The sequence below is a fragment of the Duganella alba genome (assembly GCF_009674495.1).
GTDB lineage: Bacteria > Pseudomonadota > Gammaproteobacteria > Burkholderiales > Burkholderiaceae_D > Rugamonas > Rugamonas alba.
Genome location: NZ_WKJN01000013.1, coordinates 45,016 through 64,087 on the forward strand (window position 1 = coordinate 45,016; position 19,072 = coordinate 64,087).

Sequence of the window (19,072 nt, forward strand, 5' to 3'; positions counted from 1 at the left end):
CCTCCTAATAATTATGGTCAAAAAGGACTGACTTCCCTTGTGAGGCAGCCAAATTGGGCGCCATTTTAATCTACAACGCGGCAGCCGATGCACTTTTCGATGCTGCGCCTGCAAACTTGTGTCATTTGTGTTAATAAATTGCCAGTTTCATTTGCCAACCCATGAACGGCCGAGTTGTCGTATATTGGTGGCGCAACACCCATAGAAACTGAATAGGATTTACGCATCATGGAACATGACGTTGTCGATACCCAGATTTCCCCCGAAGGCCAGCTGGAGATTCTTTCCAAAGCTGAAGTAAATAAACTGCTCGACACCAGCCAGGGTGGCTTGTACAACGTATTCCGCAAGTGCGCCCTGGCGGTGCTCAACAGCGGCAGCACCATCGACGACGGCAAGGAGCTGCTGGAACGCTACGCCTCGTTCGACATCAGCATCGTGCAGCGGGAGCGCGGCATCAAGCTGGACATCAAGGGCGCGCCGGCGATCGCTTTCGTCGACGGCAAAATGATCAAGGGTATCCACGAGCACCTGTTCTCGGTGCTGCGCGATATCGTCTTCGTCAGCGACGAAATCACCGGCAATCCCAAGTTCGCGCTGGACAAGACCGAAGGCATCACCGACGCCGTATTCCACATCCTGCGCAACGCCGGCGTGCTCAAGCCGATGCTGAACCCGAACCTGGTGGTGTGCTGGGGCGGTCACTCGATCAACCGTTCGGAGTACAACTACTCGAAGGAAGTCGGCTACGCCATGGGCTTGCGCGACCTGGACATCTGCACCGGCTGCGGCCCTGGCGCGATGAAGGGGCCGATGAAGGGCGCCACCATCGGCCACGCCAAGCAGCGCCTGCACCGCGGCCGCTACCTGGGCATCACCGAGCCAGGCATTATCGCGGCCGAATCGCCGAACCCGATCGTCAATGAACTGGTCATCATGCCGGACATCGAGAAGCGCCTGGAAGCCTTTGTGCGCACCGGCCACGGCATCGTCGTGTTCCCTGGCGGCGCCGGCACCGCAGAAGAGATCCTGTACATCCTCGGCATCCTGCTGCATCCGGATAACGCCGAGCTGCCATTCCCGCTGATCTTCACCGGCCCGGAAACCTCGCGCGAGTATTTCGTGCAGATCAACCAGTTCATTCACGACACGCTGGGAGCGGCGGCGCAGCAGCGCTACAAGATCATCATCGACGATCCGGAGATGGTGGCGCGCGAAATGCAGGCCGGGATCAAGCAGGTGCGCGAGTTCCGCAAGGCGCGCAGCGACGCCTATTATTACAATTGGGGCCTGAAGATCGACAGCGAGTTCCAGCGTCCGTTCCCGCCGACGCACGAGAACATGCGCAACCTGAGCCTGCACAAGAACCAGCCGGTGCACCTGCTGGCCGCCAACCTGCGTCGCGCCTTTTCGGGCGTTGTGGCCGGCAATGTGAAGGAAGAGGGCATCCGCGCCATCGAGAAATACGGCCACTTCGAAATCCACGGCGACAAGGACATCATGGGACCGATGGACGCGCTGCTGGCCTCCTTCGTCGCCCAGTCGCGCATGAAGCTGGCCGGCAAGCCTTACACGCCTTGCTACCGCGTTATTCAATAAGCAACCGCACACCCGGTCATTTGCGGCCGGGTGTGTTGCGTTTCAGAAATTGACATTTCCGCCATTCTAAAGAATGGTGACGGTTTACCATCCCGGATGTAAGCTGAAATTGGTTTAGTGATCCTGGAGTACTGGTAATCGTGCTTGATTTCGTTGCGCAAAAATTAACGCCGCCCGCGATCGCCGGATCGCTGATGGCGCGTCCCGACGTGCTGTCCCGGCTGGCTGAAGGCGGCGCATATCGTATCGTGCTGTTGCGGGCCCCGGCCGGCTTTGGCAAAACCTCCGTGCTGCGCCTGCTGCACGCCCGTGTCGAGACCGAGGCGGCGCCGGTGGCCTGGCTGACGCTGGACCAGGCCGACCGCGATCCGGCCCGTTTGCTGCTGAGCCTGCGCGCGGCGCTGCTGGGCGAGTCGGGCGAGAGCGACGCACCGCTGCATACCCTGAACACCACGGTCGTCCGCCATTTCTTCCTCGATGACGTCGAGCACCTGGACGAGCTCACGATCCGCCTGTTGTTGTCGGTGATTGCGGAAGTGCTGCCGTCCGGCCTGCGGGTGTACCTGGCCAGCCGCAGCCTGCACCAGGTCAGCGTGGCCAATCTGAAGGCCAAGCAGATCCTGCTGGAACTGAGCATGGAAAGCCTGCGCTTCGTGCCGGCCGAAACCGAGCACTACCTGCATCAGGCCAATCTGTTCCTGTCCGACGACCACTTGCGCTGGCTGCACCACGCCACCGAAGGCTGGCCGGCGGCGGTGGAACTGCTGGTGCTGGCGTGGAAGCGCATCCAGGGCAATGTCGACAACTGCCTGCCCGATCTGCACGGCATGAATGACCTGAGCGACTATCTGGCGGAAGAAGTGCTGCGCTCCCAGCCGGACGACATTCAGGCGTTTTTGATTGCCACCGCGCCGCTGCACTCGTTTTGCGTGGAGCTGGCCGACTGCGTGCGCGCCAGCGACGACAGCCTGGAACTGATTGCCCGCATCCGGCTGTCCGGCCTGCCGATCCAGCCGATAGGCGAACGCTGGTTCCGCTACCACCCGCTGTTTGCCGGCCACATCGTGCGTCTGCGCGGGGCGGCCGGCGCCGCCCGTGCCGCCGTGTACGCGCGCGCCGCCGCCTGGCTGGCACGACACGACCGTGAACTGGAAGCTTTCGACTGCTATATCAAGGCCGGCGATCTGGAAACGGCGGCCGATGTGCTGGAGCCGCTGGCGGAAACGCTGCGTGTACGGGCCCAGTTCCCCTGCCTACTGCACTGCTGTAGTCAGCTGCCGGAAGCGCTGCTGAGGCGCCGTCCACGCATCAGCCGTTGCCTGCTGGTCGGACTGACGTATTCTCCGTGCCGCGCCGACGCGCGCCGCTGGATGGAATACTTCCGTACCCAGTCGATGCTGCCGGACAGCGATCCGGCCTATGGCGAAAGCCTGCGCGCCTTCGAACCATTAATGGGTTTCCTGGAAGGCGACGTTGACTCCCACATGGTGCTGGCGGAAAGCTACTGGCCGCTGCAGCAGCACGCCCACCCGTACGAACGCGGCGTGCTGGCCACCGGCATCGCCGCCGCGCGGCTGGCCTGCGGGCAGTTGCCGCAGGCGGTGCAGATGCTGGTTCAGGCGCGCCGCATCTGCGCCGATTCCGGCGCCGTCACGGTGATGTCGGTGGTGATTTTCCTGCAAGCGTATCTGGATGCCATGCAGGGCCGCCTTGACGCTGCGCTGGCGCAGATGGCGCAGATCGAAATACTGCAGCAGCAACACAGCGCCACCATCCCGCCGGCATTTTTATACTCTTATGGCGGCGGCCTGCTGCTGATGGTGCTGTACGAAATGAATCGCATCGACGAGGTGGCGGCGCGCTTGAAGTTCGCGCGCGGCATGGCAGGCATCTCGCTGCCATGGGGGACCGTGGTCGGCGTGCAGAGCACCCAGTCCAAGCTGATGGCGCTGCAGGATGGGCCGGCAGCGGCCAGACGCTGGCTCGAATGCAGTAGCATGAAGCTGCGCAAGCACGCGCCGCCACCACTGCTGATGGCGCTGGAGGCCGAGCTATCGCGACTGGTGGTGCTGGGCGGGAACCGCGCCAGCATCAGCGGTTATGCGGCCTTGCTGGGTGAGCCGGCCGCGTCCGGCGACGAGCTGCCGCACTGGATATTCACCAGCGACGAAATCGATGGCGCCGGCATTCCGCAGGCCCGGCTGGCCATCGCCAACGGTCAGGCCGGCGCGGCCCGCAGCAGCTTGCTGCGCCTGATCGGCCATGCCGAACGCAGCGGCCGCCTGTGGCGCGCGGTCAAGCTGAAGGTGCTGCTGGCGCTGGCCGTCGAAGCCGACGGCGATCCGGTCGAAGCGCTGGCGCATATGGCGCAGGCACTGGAGCAGGGCGCCCAATTCGGCATGGTGCGCTCTTTCCTTGACGAGGGCGACGGCGTGTTGCGCCTGCTTGATCGGTTACAGGCTGGCGCCGGCACGCCGCTGTCGGCCGTGGCCGCCGCGCATCTGCGTACCTTGCTCAACTGTGTGGCCGACACCGCCAGCCAGATGGTCTTGCCGGTGCTGACGCAGGCCGAACGCAGCCTGCTGGAGCTGGTGGCGCAGGGCCAGAGCAACCGCGAGGTGGCGGAGAATCTGGGCCTGTCCATCAACACGGTGAAGTGGCATATGGCGCAGATCTTCAGCAAATTCAATGTGGCCAACCGCGTGCAGGCGGTGAATCTGGCGCGCCAGGCGGGCTTGCTGCGCTGACGTTCGCATCCCCCATGCTTTGGAATGGTGACATGGCTGGACCGGGGCGGCATTATCGGCGGACTATTCTTGCTGGAGATTTTGTAATGCCAACCGAACGAGCGGTGTCGCCTTTGCCCGGCACGTTAAAGAAGCTGGGCGTGATCACTGCCATACGGGACACGCAACTGGTCGAACAAAGTCTGTTGCGCACGCTGGCGCCGATACTGGGTGTACTGGAGACATCGCTGTACCGCATCAACGGCCAGCAGCAGGTGACGCACATCCTGCACCACTCGCGCACCGGCACGCGCGACAGCGATGGCGCCGAACGCATCTCCGAGCGGATCGACGCGATTCGCAACGAAACCAATCTGCCCGAGCATATTTATATGCTGATCGATAATGTGCGCCTGCTGGGCCAGGCGTGCCACCGCTCGGGACCGAACGGCCTGATATTCTGCTATCCGCTGCGCAGCGGCGAGCTGCAGAGCGGCTATCTGGTGTTCGAACGTGGCGGCAAGTTGACCGAGGTCGAAGATGCGGTGGTGACTGGCGTGTTGCAGGTTTATTCCAACTATTACGCGCTGCTCGATTCCAGCCAGCGCGACCGCCTGACCGGCCTGCATAACCGCTACGCCATGGAAGTCGGGCTGGACCGGCTGTGGGAAGAGCTGTCGATGCAGCCATCGACGGCACAGACGCAGGCGCGGCGCGACTGCTACTGGCTTGGCGTGCTGGACATCGACCACTTCAAGCAGATCAACGACCAGTTTGGCCATGTGATCGGCGACGAAATCCTGCTGCTGGTCTCGCGCGTGATGGGCAAGACGATGCGCCGCACCGACCTGCTGTTCCGCTACGGCGGCGAGGAATTCATCGCCATCGTCGAAGCGCGCGACCTGGAAAAAGCGGTGCAGTTATTCGAACGCCTGCGCAAGGCGGTGGAAACCTACCGTTACCCGCAAGTGGGCAAAGTGACGCTGAGCGGCGGCTTCAGCATGGTCACTCCCACGGTGCTGCCCAAGTCGGTGCTGGAACGCGCCGACCGCGCCATGTACGAAGCCAAAAAGGCCGGCCGCAACCGCGTCTTTCACTACCACACGCTGCTGGAGCAGGGCGTGCTGCAGGAACTGGAGACGGGCAGCATCACCCTGTTTTGAACGCCGCAAAAAAAAGCCGCTCGATGGAGCGGCTTTTTTGATGGCGTCGAGGATTACTCTTCGCGGCGCAGGTGCGGGAACAGCAGCACGTCGCGGATGTTCGGCGAGTCGGTGATGATCATCATCAGACGGTCGATGCCGATGCCGCAACCGCCGGCCGGCGGCATGCCGTATTCCAGCGCGCGGATGTAGTCGGCGTCGTAGAACATCGCCTCTTCATCGCCGGCGTCCTTGGCGGCCACCTGGGCCAGGAAGCGCGCCGACTGGTCTTCCGCATCGTTCAGCTCCGAGAAGCCGTTGGCGATCTCGCGGCCGACCATGAACAGCTCGAAGCGCTCGGTGATGCCTTCGCGCGAGTCCGACGCACGGGCCAGCGGCGATACTTCGACCGGGTAGTCGATGATGTAGGTCGGTTCCCACAGCTGCGCCTCGGCGGTTTCCTCGAACAGCGCCAGTTGCAGCGCGCCCAGGCCGGCGGTGGCGAACGGCTTGACGCCGAACTTCAGCAGTTCCTTCTTGATGAACTCCGCATCGCCCAGCTGCTCGGCGGTGTACGACGGCGCGTACTTGTTGATCGCCTCAACAATGGTCAGACGGTGGAATGGCTTCGACAGATCCAGCTCGCGGCCGCCGTAGGTCAGCTTGGCGGTGCCGTGCGCGTCGATCGCGGCCTGGCGGATGACGGCTTCGGTGAAGTCCATCAGCCATTTGTAGTCGGTGTAGGCCGCATAGAATTCCATCATCGTGAATTCCGGGTTGTGACGGATCGACACGCCTTCGTTGCGGAAGTTGCGGTTGATCTCGAACACGCGGTCAAAGCCGCCGACCACCAGGCGCTTCAGGTACAGCTCCGGCGCGATACGCAGGAACATCTGCATGTCCAGCGCATTGTGGTGGGTGATGAACGGCTTGGCCGCCGCGCCACCCGGAATGGTGTGCAGCATCGGCGTTTCCACTTCCATGAACTCGTTCTTTTCCATGAAGCGGCGGATCGACGAAATCGCGGCGGTACGCGCCTTGAAGGTGCGGCGCGTCTCTTCGTTCATGATCAGGTCCACGTAGCGCTGGCGGTACTTGGTTTCTTGGTCGGCCAGGCCGTGGAACTTGTCCGGCAGCGGGCGCAGCGACTTGGTGATCAGACGCAGTTCGGTGACCTTGATGGTCAGCTCGTCGGTCTTGGTCTTGAACAGCGTGCCGACCACGCCCAGGATGTCGCCCAGGTCATAGTGGTGCAGCGCGGCCATGGCGGCTTCGCCGGTCAGGTCCAGCGTGGCGTAGATCTGGATGCGGCCATCGGCCTTCGGACCGGAGGCGTCCTGCAGCGTGGCGAAAGCGGCCTTCTTGCCGGCTTCGCGCTTGAGCATCATGCGGCCGGCCAGCTTGACGGTCACCGGCGCGGCTTCCAGCTCCTCGCGCGACTTCTCGCCGTATTGCGCGTGCAGGTCGGCGGCCTTGTGTTCAGGCTTGAAGTCGTTCGGGAAGGCGACGCCCTGTTCGCGGATGGCGGCCAGCTTGGCGCGGCGTTCCGCGATGATCTTGTTTTCGTCCGGCGGAGTGGCCGATCCTGCTTGGTCTTGAAGATCCGTAGTCATGGTGTATTTCTGTTTGAAGTGATGATTAGTTGGTGGCGGAGGCGAACAGCTCGTCCACATCCAGCGCGCTGAAATCGCTGACGACAGCGATCACATTGTCGAATTCCGCAAACGCTTCGGCCGGCAGGGTGGTGGTCAGCACCACCGCGCGCATGCCGGCGCGGCGCGCCGCTTCCACGCCCAGCGGCGCGTCTTCGAACACGATGCTGTCGGCCGGCAGCGCGCCCGCGCGTTCGGCCGCCAGCAGGAACACGTCCGGATTCGGCTTGCCGCGCGCCACGTCGGCGGCGCCGGCGATGGCGTGGAATTCCTTGCGCAGATCGAGGCCGTCGAGCGTGAAGTCGATGTTCTCGTTCGGCGCGGCGGTGGCCACGGCCAGCTTGATGCCGGCCTCCTTGGCGCGTTCGATGAAGTCGACGAAGCCGGTGGTCGGCGCCAGATGCGGCGCGTACATCTCGCGGTACAGCTCTTCCTTCTCGAAATCGAGGGCCGCGCTTTCTTCCTTGCTCAGGTGCGCGCCCATGTAGGTGCTCATGATTTCATGGCCCTGGCGGCCGGCCGTGTTGCGGAAGAATTCGTCCGCATCGACCGTGTGGCCACGGCGCTGGAAGAACTCCAGCCACGATTTCACGTGGAAGGACATATTGTCGACGATGGTGCCGTCCATGTCGAAGATGAATGCACGTTGGGTCATTACACGCCTTGTTTGAGCGAAGCCGAAATGAAATCGTCCAGGTCACCGTCCAGCACACCCTTGGTGTTGCCGGTTTCGAAGTTGGTACGCAAATCCTTGATGCGCGACTGGTCCAGCACATACGAGCGGATCTGATGGCCCCAGCCGACGTCGGTCTTGGAGTCTTCCAGTTTCTGCTGCTCGCTCATGCGCTTGCGCAGTTCCAGTTCGTACAGCTTCGCCTTCAGCATTTCCATCGCCTCGGCCTTGTTGCGGTGCTGCGAACGGTCGTTCTGGCACTGCACGACGATGCCGGACGGGCCGTGGGTCAGACGCACCGCGGAGTCGGTTTTGTTAATGTGCTGACCACCGGCGCCGGACGCGCGGTAGGTATCGATGCGCAGGTCGGCCGGATTGATCTCGATGTCGATCGAATCATCCACCTCCGGGTACACGAACAGCGACACGAACGAGGTGTGGCGGCCGCCGGCCGAGTCGAACGGCGACTTGCGCACCAGACGGTGCACGCCGGTCTCGGTGCGCAGGAAGCCGTAGGCGTATTCGCCTTCCACTTTCAGCGTGGCGGTCTTGATGCCGGCCACCTCGCCGTCGGACTGCTCCATGATTTCGACCTTGAAGCCTTTGCGTTCGGCATAGCGCAGGTACTGGCGCAGCAGCATCGAGGCCCAGTCCTGTGCCTCGGTGCCGCCGGCGCCGGACTGGATGTCGACGAAGCAGTTGTTCGGGTCCATCGGATTGTTGAACATCCGGCGGAATTCCATGCCTTCGATGACCTTGCGGACTTCTTCCGCATCGACGATCAGCGCTTCCAGCGTCTCGTCGTCGCCTTCCTCCTTGGCCATGGCGATCAGGTCGGCCATGTCTTTCAGGTCGGCGTCAGCCTTGGTCAGCGAGAAGACGATGGCTTCCAGCGATTTTTTCTCTTTGCCCAGTTCCTGGGCTTTTTTCGGGTCGTTCCAGACGGCCGGATCTTCCAGCTCGCCGTTTACCTGTTCCAGTTTCTCCGACTTGCGATCGAAGTCAAAGATACCTCCGAAGTTCGGCTTCGCGCGTGGTCAGATCGGCGAGCAGGGAGGTGAGGGCGTTGATGCGTTCGGCTTCCATGGTATTCTTCTTTTCTCAGGCTGAAATCAAACCTTGGATTATACCGTAAGCGGCCACGCTCTCCCAGCGCGAATCGGCGCCAGCCCGGCCAGCCGCGCCATCGGCGTGAAATGCTGACATTTTAGCCACAAAACCGGCGCAAAACCGGATAGAATGTCGCAGCCTGTAACTTCGACATGCCATCCATGCGCCTTGCCTATTTCGCTCTGCCGTCCCTGCTGATCGCCTGTTCCAGCCTGCCGCACGATGGCGCAGGCAGCGCGCCGCCGGCCGGCGCCGAGGCCACGCTGGGTTTGCTGGAAACCACCGACCTGCACGCCAACGTCCTCAGTTACGACTATTACAAGCTGCAAGCCGATCCCGCCATGGGCCTGGAACGCACCGCCACGCTGATCAAGCAGGCGCGCGCCGAGTATCCGAACAACCTGCTGCTCGACAACGGCGACGCCCTGCAAGGCACGGCGCTGGCCGACTACCAGGCGCTGGTCAAGCCGGTGGCCTGCGGCGACACGCTGGCGATTTATAAAGCCATGAACCAGCTGGGCGTGGACGCGGCGGGCATCGGCAACCATGAATTCAACTACGGCCTGCCGTACCTGAACCAGGTCACCGCCAGCCACTTCGACGTCGATGGTGTGCCGGCCGACGCGCCGCGCTGCGCCGGCCCGAACTTCCCCATCGTGCTGGCCAACATCTACAGCGTGAAGACCAAGCAGCCGCTGTTCGCCCCATACCGCATCCTGACGCGCCAGATCCAAGCCACCGGCCCGGATGGCAAGCCGCTGACCGCCACCATCAAGGTCGGGGTGATCGGCTTCACGCCGCCGGGCGTGCTGTCGTGGGACAAGCACTGGCTGGAAGGGAAGGTCTACGCCGAGGGCGTGCGCGAAACAGCGCAGAAATACATTCCGCGGATGCGCGCCGAGGGCGCCGACCTGGTGGTGGCCGTGTCGCACGGCGGCATCGACGGCGATCCGTACACGCCGCAGATGGAAAACGCCAACTACTACCTGGCGCAGGTGCCGGGCGTGGACGCCATGCTGATCGGCCACGCGCACCTGCCGTTCCCGAATCCCGCCAGCACGCTGCCGGCGTTCAACCTGCCAGGCGTCGACAAGACCAGGGGCACGGTGTACGGCGTGCCGGCCGTGATGGCCAACCTGTGGGGCAAGCACCTGGGCGTGATCGGCCTGCACCTGAAGTTCGACGGCCAGCATTGGGTGATCGACAAAACGCGCACCACGGTCGAGGCGCGCAGCATCCAGAATCCGGACCGCAGCTTTGTCGCCGCCGATCCGGCCATCGCGCCGCTGGTGGCGGACGAACACGCGGCCACCATTCAATACGTCAAAACGCCGGTCGGCACCAGCGACTTCCGCATGACCAGCTACTTTGCCGACGTCGGCGACATCAGCGCCATCGAGCTAGTGAACCAGGCGCAGACCGCCTACGTGCAGGACTACGTCAAGGCCAACCTGCCGCAATACGCGGCGCTGCCGGTGCTGTCGATGGCGTCGCCGTTCAAGACCGGCGCCGCCGGCGTGGCCGACTACACCGACGTCAAGCCGGGCGCCCTGGCGCTCAACAACGCCGCCGACCTGTATCTGTACCCGAACGCGCTGCACGCGGTGAAACTGAACGGCGCGCAGCTGAAAGCCTGGCTGGAAAAGTCGGCCGAACGCTTCAACCGCATCGACCCGGCCAGCAGCGCGCAGCAGGAACTGGTCAACACCGGTTTCGCCGGCTTCAACTTCGACATGCTTACCAGCGCCGACGTCAGCTACCGGATCGACGTCACGCAGCCGCTTGGCCAGCGCATCGTCGCCTTGCACTACAAAGGTGCGCCGCTGTCGCCGACGCAGGAATTCCTGGTCGCCACCAACAACTACCGCGCCAGCGGTGGCGGCGGCTTTCCCGGCCTGGACGGCAGCCGGACCATCCTTGCCGCGCCGGACTCCAGCCGCGACGTGCTGATCGCCTACATCCAGAAAGCCAGGCAGCTGACGCGCGCCCGCAACGGCGCCGACCGCAGCTGGCGTTTCGCGCCGGTCGCCACCAGCGGCGCCGTGGTGTTCCATTCCGCGCCCGGCATGCTGGACCTGGCGCGCGACGCCGGCCTGAGCGCCGTCAGCCAGCTGAAGGCCGACGACGGCGCCGGCAAAGGCTTCGCCCTCTACGCCATCGACTTGAGCAAATGAAGATCCCGCGCCGCGCTCTCGCCATTCTTGCCGCCAGCCTCGCGCTGGGCGGCGTGGCGTCGGCCGGACCGGTGGAAGAAGGGCGTTTGTGCCTGCGCGGCTCCGAGCGCGTGCAGGTGGATTTGCCGCGCGCCTTCCAGCTGTTCAGCGGCGCCGCGCAGAAGGGCGATCCGCAAGCGGCCTACTATCTGGGCCTGATGTACCAGAACGGCATGGCGGTCGCGCGCAACATGAAGGCCGCCGCCCACTGGCTGCAACGCGCCGCCGACCACCAGAACCCGGCCGCCATGTACGCCCTGGCCAAGCTCTACCTTGCCGGCGACGGCGTCAAGCGCGACGAGCTGGCCGCCCGCCGCTGGATCGAAAAAGCCGCCGACCTCGAATATCCGGACGCCGTCATGGCCATGGCCATCGGTCTGCGCGACGGCTCCATGGGCTTCGAGCGCAACGAAGCGCTGGCCGAAACCCAGATGCGCTTCGCCAACCGCGCCCTCAAGCTGGCCGTCCCCGGCCTGTAAATCCTTACGCCATGCTTACAACGCAAGCGCGTGCCGCGCTTGCTGCGATGCCGCACATCTATCTGTTGCTGATGAACTTCTACTAACCTACAATGGTTTTCGATGGGGCGATTTTCCAGCGTACGACTACTATAAAAAACGTTGTATAAACAGGAGATGACACATGAACTTCAAGTTGAACATGCTTGTTGCAGGTCTGGCTTTAGCTTTCTCGGCATCCTCCCAGGCGGCCGATCCCATCAAGATCGGCGTCGCCGGTCCGTTCACCGGCGGCTCGGCGCCGATGGGCGTGTCGATGCGCGACGGCGTCAAGCTGGCCGTGGCCGACATCAACGCCAAGGGCGGCGTGCTGGGCCGGCAGATCGTGCTGGTCGAACGCGACGACGAAGCCAAGCCGGAACGCGGCGTGCAGATCGCCCAGGAACTCATCAATAAGGAAAAAGTCGTCGCCACCGTCGGCTACATCAACACCGGCGTGGCGCTGGCCTCGCAGCGCTTCTACCAGGACGCCAAGATCCCGGTCATGAACAACGTCGCCACCGGCTCCATCATCACCAAGCAGTTTGCCGACCAGCCTGAAAACTACGTCTTCCGCAACTCCGCCAACGACCAGATCCAGTCGCAGATGATCATCAAGGAAGCGGTCGACAATCGCAAGTTCAAAAAGGTCGCCATCCTGGCCGACTCCACCAACTACGGCCAGCTGGGCCGCGAAGACCTGGAGAAGGTGCTCACCAGCCGCGGCATGAAGCCGGTCGCGGTCGAGAAGTACAACATCAAGGACGTCGACATGACGGCCCAGCTGCTCAAGGCCAAGCAGGCCGGCGCCGAAGTGGTGCTCACCTACGGCATCGGCCCCGAGCTGGCGCAGATCGCCAACGGCATGGAAAAGCTGAACTGGAAAGTGCCGCTGATCGGCAGCTGGACCCTGTCGATGGCCAACTTCATCGACAACGCCGGCAAGAACGGCAACGGCACCCGCATGCCGCAGACCTTCATCCAGGACCCGAACACGCCGAAACGCAAGGCCTTCATCGACGCCTACATCAAGGCCTACAACCCGCCGCAGGGCCGCATGCCGTCGCCGGTGTCGGCCGCCCAGGGCTACGACTCGATCTACCTGCTGGCCGCCGCCATCAAGCAGGCCGGCAGCACCGACGGCCCGAAGGTCAAGGCCGCGCTGGAGAATCTGAGCGAGAAGGTGGACGGCGTCGTCACCAGCTACAACAAGCCGTATAGCAAGGACAACCACGAAGCCATCAACGCCGAGACCACCGTGTTCGGCGAAGTCAAAGACGGCAAAGTCGTCCTGGCCAAGTAAGGCCGCCAAGCGCCACAGTGGCCAGACTTGTTGATGCAAGCCTGGCCATTTTCTTGTTGTCTGTAGCAAAGGACCTATCATGGAAATCCTGTTGCAACTGGTGTTCAGCGGCATTGCGCTGGGCATGATCTATGCGGTGATCGCGTTCGGCTACCAGCTCACCTTCGCCACCTCCGGCACGCTCAATTTCGGCCAGGGCGAATCGCTGATGCTCGGCGCGCTCGTGGGCCTGAGCCTGGTCGGCACCATCCACGGCGGCCCGTACATGAGCTACCTGCTGATGATCCCGGTGGTGATCGTGTTCGGCGCGCTGCAAGGCATGTTCGTCGAATGGATCGGCGTGCGGCCGGCGATCAAGATCAAATCCGAATTCGGCTGGATCATGTCCACCATCGCGCTGGCCATCATCTTCAAGAACGTCGCCGAAAACATCTGGGGCAAGGACGACCTGACCTTCCCGTCGCCGCTGGACTCGGCGCCGATCGACATCCTCGGCGCCAACGTGCAGCCGATGCAGATCGCGGTGGTGGTCGGCGCGCTGGCCATCATGGCGGCGGTGGAACTCTTCAACCGCAAATCCATCTACGGCAAGGCGGTGGTCGCCACCGCCAACGACCGCGACGCGGCCGGGCTGATGGGCATCAACACCGGCATGGTGATCACCTTCTCGTATGCGCTGTCGTCCGCCGTGGCCGCCTTTGCCGGCGTGCTGGTGGCGCCGTTGACGCTGACCGGCGCCACCATGGGCGCCTCGCTGGGACTGAAGGCGTTCGCGGTGGCCATCATCGGCGGCCTGACCTCCGGCATGGGCGCCATCGTCGGCGGCCTGATACTGGGCATCGCCGAGACCACCACCGGCTACTACATCTCCACCGGCTACAAGGAAGTGCCGGGATTGCTGCTGCTCCTTCTGGTGCTGGCGATCAAGCCGTCCGGCCTGTTCGGCAAAGCCGCCATCAAAAAGGTCTGACCCATGAACAAGACGATCGTCGCGGCAAGCGTAGTGGGGCTGGCGGTGCTGGTGCTGTATCCGGTGCTGATACCGAATCCGTACTACATCCACCTGTTCGAAACCATCCTGATCTACGCGATCCTGTTGTTCGGCCTGGACATCGTGGTCGGCTACACCGGCCAGGTGTCGCTGGGCCACGCCGGCCTGTTCGGCATCGGCGCCTACGCCACCGGCGTGCTGGTGTTCAAGCTCGGTGCGCCGTTCTGGATCGCGATTCCCGGCAGCGTGCTCGGCGCGGCGGTGTTCGGCGCCATCCTGGCGCTGCCGGCGCTGCGCGTCACCGGCCCGTACCTGGCCATGGTCACGCTGGCCTTCGGCACCATCATCCAGATCCTCATCAACGAAATGACCTTCCTCACCGAAGGCCCGATGGGCATCAAGATCGCCAAGCCGATGCTGTTCGGCGCCAAGCTCAGCGAGGTGCAGTACTACTACATGGTGGCGGCGCTGATGGTGATCTCGCTGATCGTCGTGCACCGCGTGCTGAAGTCCAACCTCGGCCGCGCCTTCGAAGCGCTGCGCGACAGCCCGATCGCCTCCGACTGCATGGGCGTCTCGGTGTACCGCTACAAGGTCTACGCCTTCATCATCAGCGCCGGCTTCGCCGGGCTGGCCGGCAGCCTGTACGCGTATTCGGAGGAGTACATCAATCCCAGCACCTACACCTTCGAGCTGACCATATTGTTCCTGCTGGCGGTGATCATGGGCGGCCGCAAGACGCGTTCCGGCGCCTTGATCGGCGCGCTGATCGTGGTGATGCTGCCCAGCCTGCTGGCGGACATTGAACTGTTCCGCAAGATCGCCGTGGCCGCCGCCGTGCTGGGCGTGATCGGCTCGGCGCTGGCGATCGCCCGCAAACGCTCGACGCCGCGCGGCGTGGCCGTGCCGCTGATCGCCACCATCGGCATGGCGGCGTTCTCCTTCAAGCTGGAAAACATCGTCGACTGGCGCCTGACCATCTTCGGCCTGATGACATTGTTCGTGGTCTACTACCTGCAGGATGGCATCGTCGGCTTCCTGCAAGGGCTGGTGGGCAAGGCGCGTGCGCACGCGCAGCCGCTGGCGTCCGGCGCCGGCGCCGAGCCGTTCCCGCGCGCGCAGGGCGGCAAGGCCGGCGACACCCTGCTCAATGTCGAACAGATCCTGATGCAGTTCGGCGGCCTGAAGGCGCTCAACCAGGTCAACCTCAACGTGGCCCAGGGCTCGGTGCACGGCCTGATCGGCCCCAACGGCTCCGGCAAGAGCACCATGATGAACGTGCTGACCGGGATCTACCGGCCGACCGCCGGCAAGGTGGCCTTTGCCGGCGCCGTGATCTCCGGCCGCACGCCGTCCGAAATCGCGCTGGGCGGCGTGGCGCGCACCTTCCAGAACGTCCAGCTGTTCGGCGAAATGACCGCCACCGAGAACGTGCTGGTCGGCCTGCACAACACCTTTCACTCCAATGTGCTGGACGTGATGCTGCAAACGCCGCGCTACAAGCGCGAGGAACTGGCCGCGCGCGAGCGGGCCGCCAGCATCCTGGAGTTCGTCGGCCTGGCCGACCTGGCCGGCGAGGAGGCGCGCAATCTGCCGTATGGCAAGCAGCGCCTGCTGGAAATCGGCCGCGCGCTGGGCCTCAGTCCACGCCTGCTGCTGCTCGACGAACCGGCGGCCGGCCTGACCGCGCCCGACATCAAGGAGCTGATGGCCATCATCCGCAAGATCCGCGACCACGGCATCACCATCATCCTGATCGAGCACCACATGGACGTGGTGATGGCCTTGTCCGACACCGTCACGGTGCTGGACTTCGGCCAGAAGATCGCCGAAGGCAAACCGGCCGCCGTGCAAAGCGATCCGAAAGTGATCGAAGCCTATCTGGGCGGCAGCGATGACGCCAGCCACGCGCCGGCGGCGCACTGACAAGGACACGCCATGCTATCGATCTCCAACCTGCACGCCGCCTACGGCAAAGTCGAAGTCCTGCACGGCATCTCGCTGGACGTCCCGAAAGGGAAGCTGGTGACGCTGATCGGCTCCAACGGCGCCGGCAAGACCACCACCATGCGCGCCATCTCCGGCATGATCAAGCCCAAGGGCGGCAAGGTCACGCTGGACGGCAAGGACATCACCGGCCACGACTCGCACCGCATCGCCCGCGCCGGGCTGGCGCATTCGCCGGAAGGGCGGCGCGTGTTCGCCTCCATGAGCGTGACCGACAACCTGCTGCTGGGCGCCTTCCCGCGCTTCACCCGCGCGCGGCCGAAAGGCGACATCAAGCGCGACCTGGAAAAGGCGCTGGAACTGTTCCCGCGCCTGAAAGAGCGCCAGCACCAGCTGGCCGGCACCCTGTCCGGCGGCGAGCAGCAGATGCTGGCCATGGCGCGCGCGGTGATGCTCAATCCCGACGTGGTGCTGCTGGACGAACCGTCGATGGGCCTGGCGCCGATCCTGGTGGAAGAAGTGTTCCGCATCATCCAGCGCCTGAAGTCCGAAGGCGTGACCATGCTGCTGGTGGAACAATTCGCCGCCGCCGCGCTGAACGTGGCCGACTATGGCTACGTACTGGAAAACGGCCACATCTCCGTCCACGGCCCGGCCGACAGCCTGAAAACCGACCCCAAAGTCATCGCCGCCTACCTCGGCGGCGGCCACTAACCCCGGTTTTTCTGAAAAATTTTATACTGTCGGTTCGACCAAACGGGAGGCAGTATGAAAACGCTGAAGATGGCCGGGCACGCGGTGCCGGCGCTGGGGCAGGGCACATGGAATATGGGGGAGCAGGCTGCGCGCAAACAGGATGAGGTGCGTGCGCTGCAACTGGGTCTCGATCTCGGTCTGACGCTGATCGATACCGCCGAGATGTACGGCGAGGGCGGGGCGGAGGAAGTCGTGGGCGCTGCCATCGCCGGCCGCCGCGATGAAGCCTTCGTCGTCAGCAAAGTCTATCCGCACAACGCCAGCTTCGACGGCGTGCAGGCCGCCTGCGAACGCAGCCTGCGCCGCCTGAAAGTCGAGACGATCGACCTGTATCTGCTGCACTGGCAGGGCCACCACCCGCTGGCCGAGACCTTCGATGGCTTCGAGGCGCTGAAGAGCGCCGGCAAGATCAAGGCCTGGGGCGTCAGCAACTTCGACCTGGAAAACATGGAGGAAGCCCTCGGCTACGGCGCGCCCGCCACCAATCAGGTGCTGTACAACCTGATGAAGCGCGGGATCGAGTTCGACCTGCTGCCGTGGGCGCGCGAACGCCAGCTGCCCATCATGGCCTACTCGCCGCTGGAAACCCACGGCCGCGAACAGGCCGCGCTGCTGGGCAATCCCGGTCTCAAGATGGTCGCCGATGCGCATGGCGTCACGCCGGCGCAGATCGCGCTGGCCTGGGTGCTGCATCAGGATGACGTGATCGCTATCCCCAAGGCCGTCGATCCTGTACACTTGCGCGCCAACCGCGCCGCGGCCGACATCCGCCTTTCCGCCGATGATCTGGCCGCATTGGACCAGGCATTTCCGCCGCCGCGACGTCGCCGTGCGCTGGATATGCGTTAAACGATAAATAACTATGCTCAATCGACTGAAGCAGCTGTTCTCTCCCAAGGACATCAGCAACCACATTCTGCTCAACGCCTACGCCACCGTGGGCGACCTGCCCAAGCCGGTCTTCCCGCACGTGCTGAACGGCCGCCGCGACAGCAAGGACGCCGACCTGGCGCCGCACCTCAACGGTTTCATGCACTACCTGGCCGAGCAAAACGGCGGCAAGATGACGCGCACCCGCTACCACGTGATCCGCCATCTGCAACGCACCCAGCACCACCTGAGCTTTGCCGTGGACCCGGCCGACATGGCGCCATTCCACGCCTGGGCGGAAGCGGCCAATGCGCTGGTGTTCATGCAGGATGGCACGGTGCGCGATCCGCAGGGCCGCATCCTGCTGGCCGCGTCGGGCGAAGATGGCGACGCCCAGGCCGTGATGCCGTATCCGCCGCAAGCCTGGCAGCGCAAGGCGCGCAGCGACGAGCAACTGGCCGCGCACCAGATCAGCGTGCCGGCCGACCTGCCGCCGCTGGTGTCGGAACCGGAATTGCGTCTGCGCGCGCCGGAAGATGTGCTGCGCCGGATGCTGGCCCTGTTCGTGATCGCCATCCGCGCCGAATCGCTGAACAGCAAGACGCCGATCGCCGTGAACGATCTTCAGCAGCGCTTCCCGCCAGCCTTTGCCGGCCTGACCGACGCCGAACGCGCTTTCCTGGCGCAGGAAGCGCCGTCCGAGCAGGAGATCACGCAATTCCTGTGGCGTTATGAAGCCATCCTGGTGCTGCAATGGGCGCTGGGCTTGCAGGAGGCGTTACCGTTCCCGGATGCGATCTGCGACGTGGCGTCGATCTCCAGCGCCGTCATCGATCGCGGCACCGAGGGCCTGCGCAAGCAACCGGTCGCGCGCGCGGCCGGCGAGGTACTGGATGAGCTGGATCTCCACTATCGCCTGCACTGGGCCAGCCGCCAGGCCATCCTCAAGAAAACGCCGGTGCCGGCGGGGCTGAACGACGGCGTTCTGCAGGCGCGTCACTATGCGCTGAATTGGCTGGTGCGCTTCGAGGACCGCGAATGGGACGATGTCGATACGCCGACCTGAGTAATGTTCGATGGCGAACAGAACTATTTCGGATTTTGGTGTAGGCTGTTCACATCGAAGCACTTAACAAGGAGTTCGACATGAACCGTAAATTGATTACCGCTGCGGTGCTGGCAGCATTTGTCGGCGTCACCGGCGCAGCTTCGGCGCAGGACCCGCACGATGATCGCCGTGACGACCATCGCGATGACAACCGTCACAGCCAGCAGGATCGCCACGACGACAATCGATATGCGCAGGAACGACGCAACGACCGCCAGGATTACCATCATGACGATGACCGTGGCCGCGACCGCGGCGCCGGTCCGCGCCACGACATCCGCAAGGGCGGCCGCCTGCCGCCCGAATACCGCAACCGCCAGTACGTGGTGGATGACTGGCGCGGCCACCATCTGAGCGCGCCGCCGCGCGGCTACCATTGGGTGCAGACCGGCGGCGATTATGTGCTGGTTGCGATCACCACCGGCATCATCGCCAGTCTGCTGCTCTCGAACTAATCGGCTCTGCTAATATGCTGGACAGTCCTA

General features: G+C 63.9%; 15 protein-coding genes. 12 read left to right on the top strand and 3 right to left on the bottom strand.

The genetic code is table 11. The annotated features are described in order from the left end of the window. The first annotated feature begins 228 nt into the window (after window positions 1-228). The 3 genes from ppnN to GJ695_RS14780 all read left to right on the top strand — a co-directional run bounded on the left by ppnN (window position 229) and on the right by GJ695_RS14780 (window position 5,488). Window positions 229-1,599 (top strand): nucleotide 5'-monophosphate nucleosidase PpnN, encoded by a 1,371-nt coding sequence (gene ppnN, locus GJ695_RS14770; RefSeq protein WP_154365955.1) that lies wholly within the window; start codon window positions 229-231, stop codon window positions 1,597-1,599. A gap of 140 nt (window positions 1,600-1,739) precedes the next feature. Further along, entirely contained in the window at window positions 1,740-4,346 is a 2,607-nt protein-coding gene (locus GJ695_RS30650; RefSeq protein WP_154365957.1) for a winged helix-turn-helix domain-containing protein, read from the top strand. Between the two features lie 86 nt (window positions 4,347-4,432). Then, window positions 4,433-5,488: a GGDEF domain-containing protein gene (locus tag GJ695_RS14780; protein WP_154365959.1), complete on the top strand. Its 1,056-nt coding sequence runs from the start codon at window positions 4,433-4,435 to the stop codon at window positions 5,486-5,488. Window positions 5,489-5,541: 53 nt separating this feature from the next. On the opposite strand, the gene lysS is transcribed toward GJ695_RS14780, so the two are convergent. The 3 genes from lysS to prfB form a co-directional block, all read right to left on the bottom strand. Next, entirely contained in the window at window positions 5,542-7,080 is a 1,539-nt protein-coding gene (gene lysS / locus GJ695_RS14785) for a lysine--tRNA ligase (RefSeq protein WP_154365961.1), read from the bottom strand. A gap of 25 nt (window positions 7,081-7,105) precedes the next feature. Next, entirely contained in the window at window positions 7,106-7,774 is a 669-nt protein-coding gene (locus tag GJ695_RS14790) for an HAD family hydrolase (RefSeq protein ID WP_154365963.1), read from the bottom strand. Then, a protein-coding gene (prfB, locus tag GJ695_RS14795; RefSeq protein WP_154365965.1) for a peptide chain release factor 2 occupies window positions 7,774-8,878 on the bottom strand; the annotation gives its coding sequence in 2 pieces (ribosomal slippage) (window positions 7,774-8,796 and window positions 8,798-8,878; 1,104 coding nt in all). The genes GJ695_RS14790 and prfB overlap by 1 nt, the downstream gene beginning before the upstream one ends. 185 nt (window positions 8,879-9,063) lie before the next feature. On the opposite strand from prfB, the gene GJ695_RS14800 reads away from it, so the two are divergent. From GJ695_RS14800 to GJ695_RS14840, 9 genes are all read left to right on the top strand, one after another. Then, window positions 9,064-11,076 (top strand): bifunctional 2',3'-cyclic-nucleotide 2'-phosphodiesterase/3'-nucleotidase, encoded by a 2,013-nt coding sequence (locus tag GJ695_RS14800; RefSeq protein ID WP_229260537.1) that lies wholly within the window; start codon window positions 9,064-9,066, stop codon window positions 11,074-11,076. After that, complete coding sequence (locus GJ695_RS14805; RefSeq protein WP_154365968.1) at window positions 11,073-11,594, top strand: tetratricopeptide repeat protein; 522 nt, start codon at window positions 11,073-11,075, stop codon at window positions 11,592-11,594. Before GJ695_RS14800 ends, GJ695_RS14805 begins: the two co-directional genes overlap by 4 nt. 163 nt (window positions 11,595-11,757) lie before the next feature. After that, window positions 11,758-12,915 (top strand): ABC transporter substrate-binding protein, encoded by a 1,158-nt coding sequence (locus GJ695_RS14810; protein ID WP_154365970.1) that lies wholly within the window; start codon window positions 11,758-11,760, stop codon window positions 12,913-12,915. 79 nt (window positions 12,916-12,994) lie between these two features. Further along, complete coding sequence (locus GJ695_RS14815; protein ID WP_154365972.1) at window positions 12,995-13,885, top strand: branched-chain amino acid ABC transporter permease; 891 nt, start codon at window positions 12,995-12,997, stop codon at window positions 13,883-13,885. 3 nt (window positions 13,886-13,888) lie between these two features. Then, the gene (locus tag GJ695_RS14820) at window positions 13,889-15,832 is read left to right on the top strand and encodes a branched-chain amino acid ABC transporter ATP-binding protein/permease (protein WP_154365975.1); all 1,944 of its coding nucleotides are present in this window, start codon (window positions 13,889-13,891) and stop codon (window positions 15,830-15,832) included. 12 nt (window positions 15,833-15,844) lie between these two features. Continuing rightward, window positions 15,845-16,567, top strand: a complete 723-nt coding sequence (locus GJ695_RS14825) for an ABC transporter ATP-binding protein (protein WP_154365977.1) — start codon at window positions 15,845-15,847, stop codon at window positions 16,565-16,567. Window positions 16,568-16,621: 54 nt separating this feature from the next. Next, window positions 16,622-17,458 (top strand): aldo/keto reductase, encoded by an 837-nt coding sequence (locus tag GJ695_RS14830; protein WP_154365979.1) that lies wholly within the window; start codon window positions 16,622-16,624, stop codon window positions 17,456-17,458. A gap of 13 nt (window positions 17,459-17,471) precedes the next feature. Continuing rightward, window positions 17,472-18,545, top strand: coding sequence for a DUF4272 domain-containing protein (locus tag GJ695_RS14835; RefSeq protein WP_154365981.1), 1,074 nt, complete (start codon window positions 17,472-17,474; stop codon window positions 18,543-18,545). Window positions 18,546-18,625: 80 nt separating this feature from the next. After that, a complete protein-coding gene (locus GJ695_RS14840) occupies window positions 18,626-19,042 on the top strand; it encodes an RcnB family protein (protein WP_154365982.1) in 417 nt (138 codons plus the stop codon). Window positions 19,043-19,072: the final 30 nt, after the last annotated feature.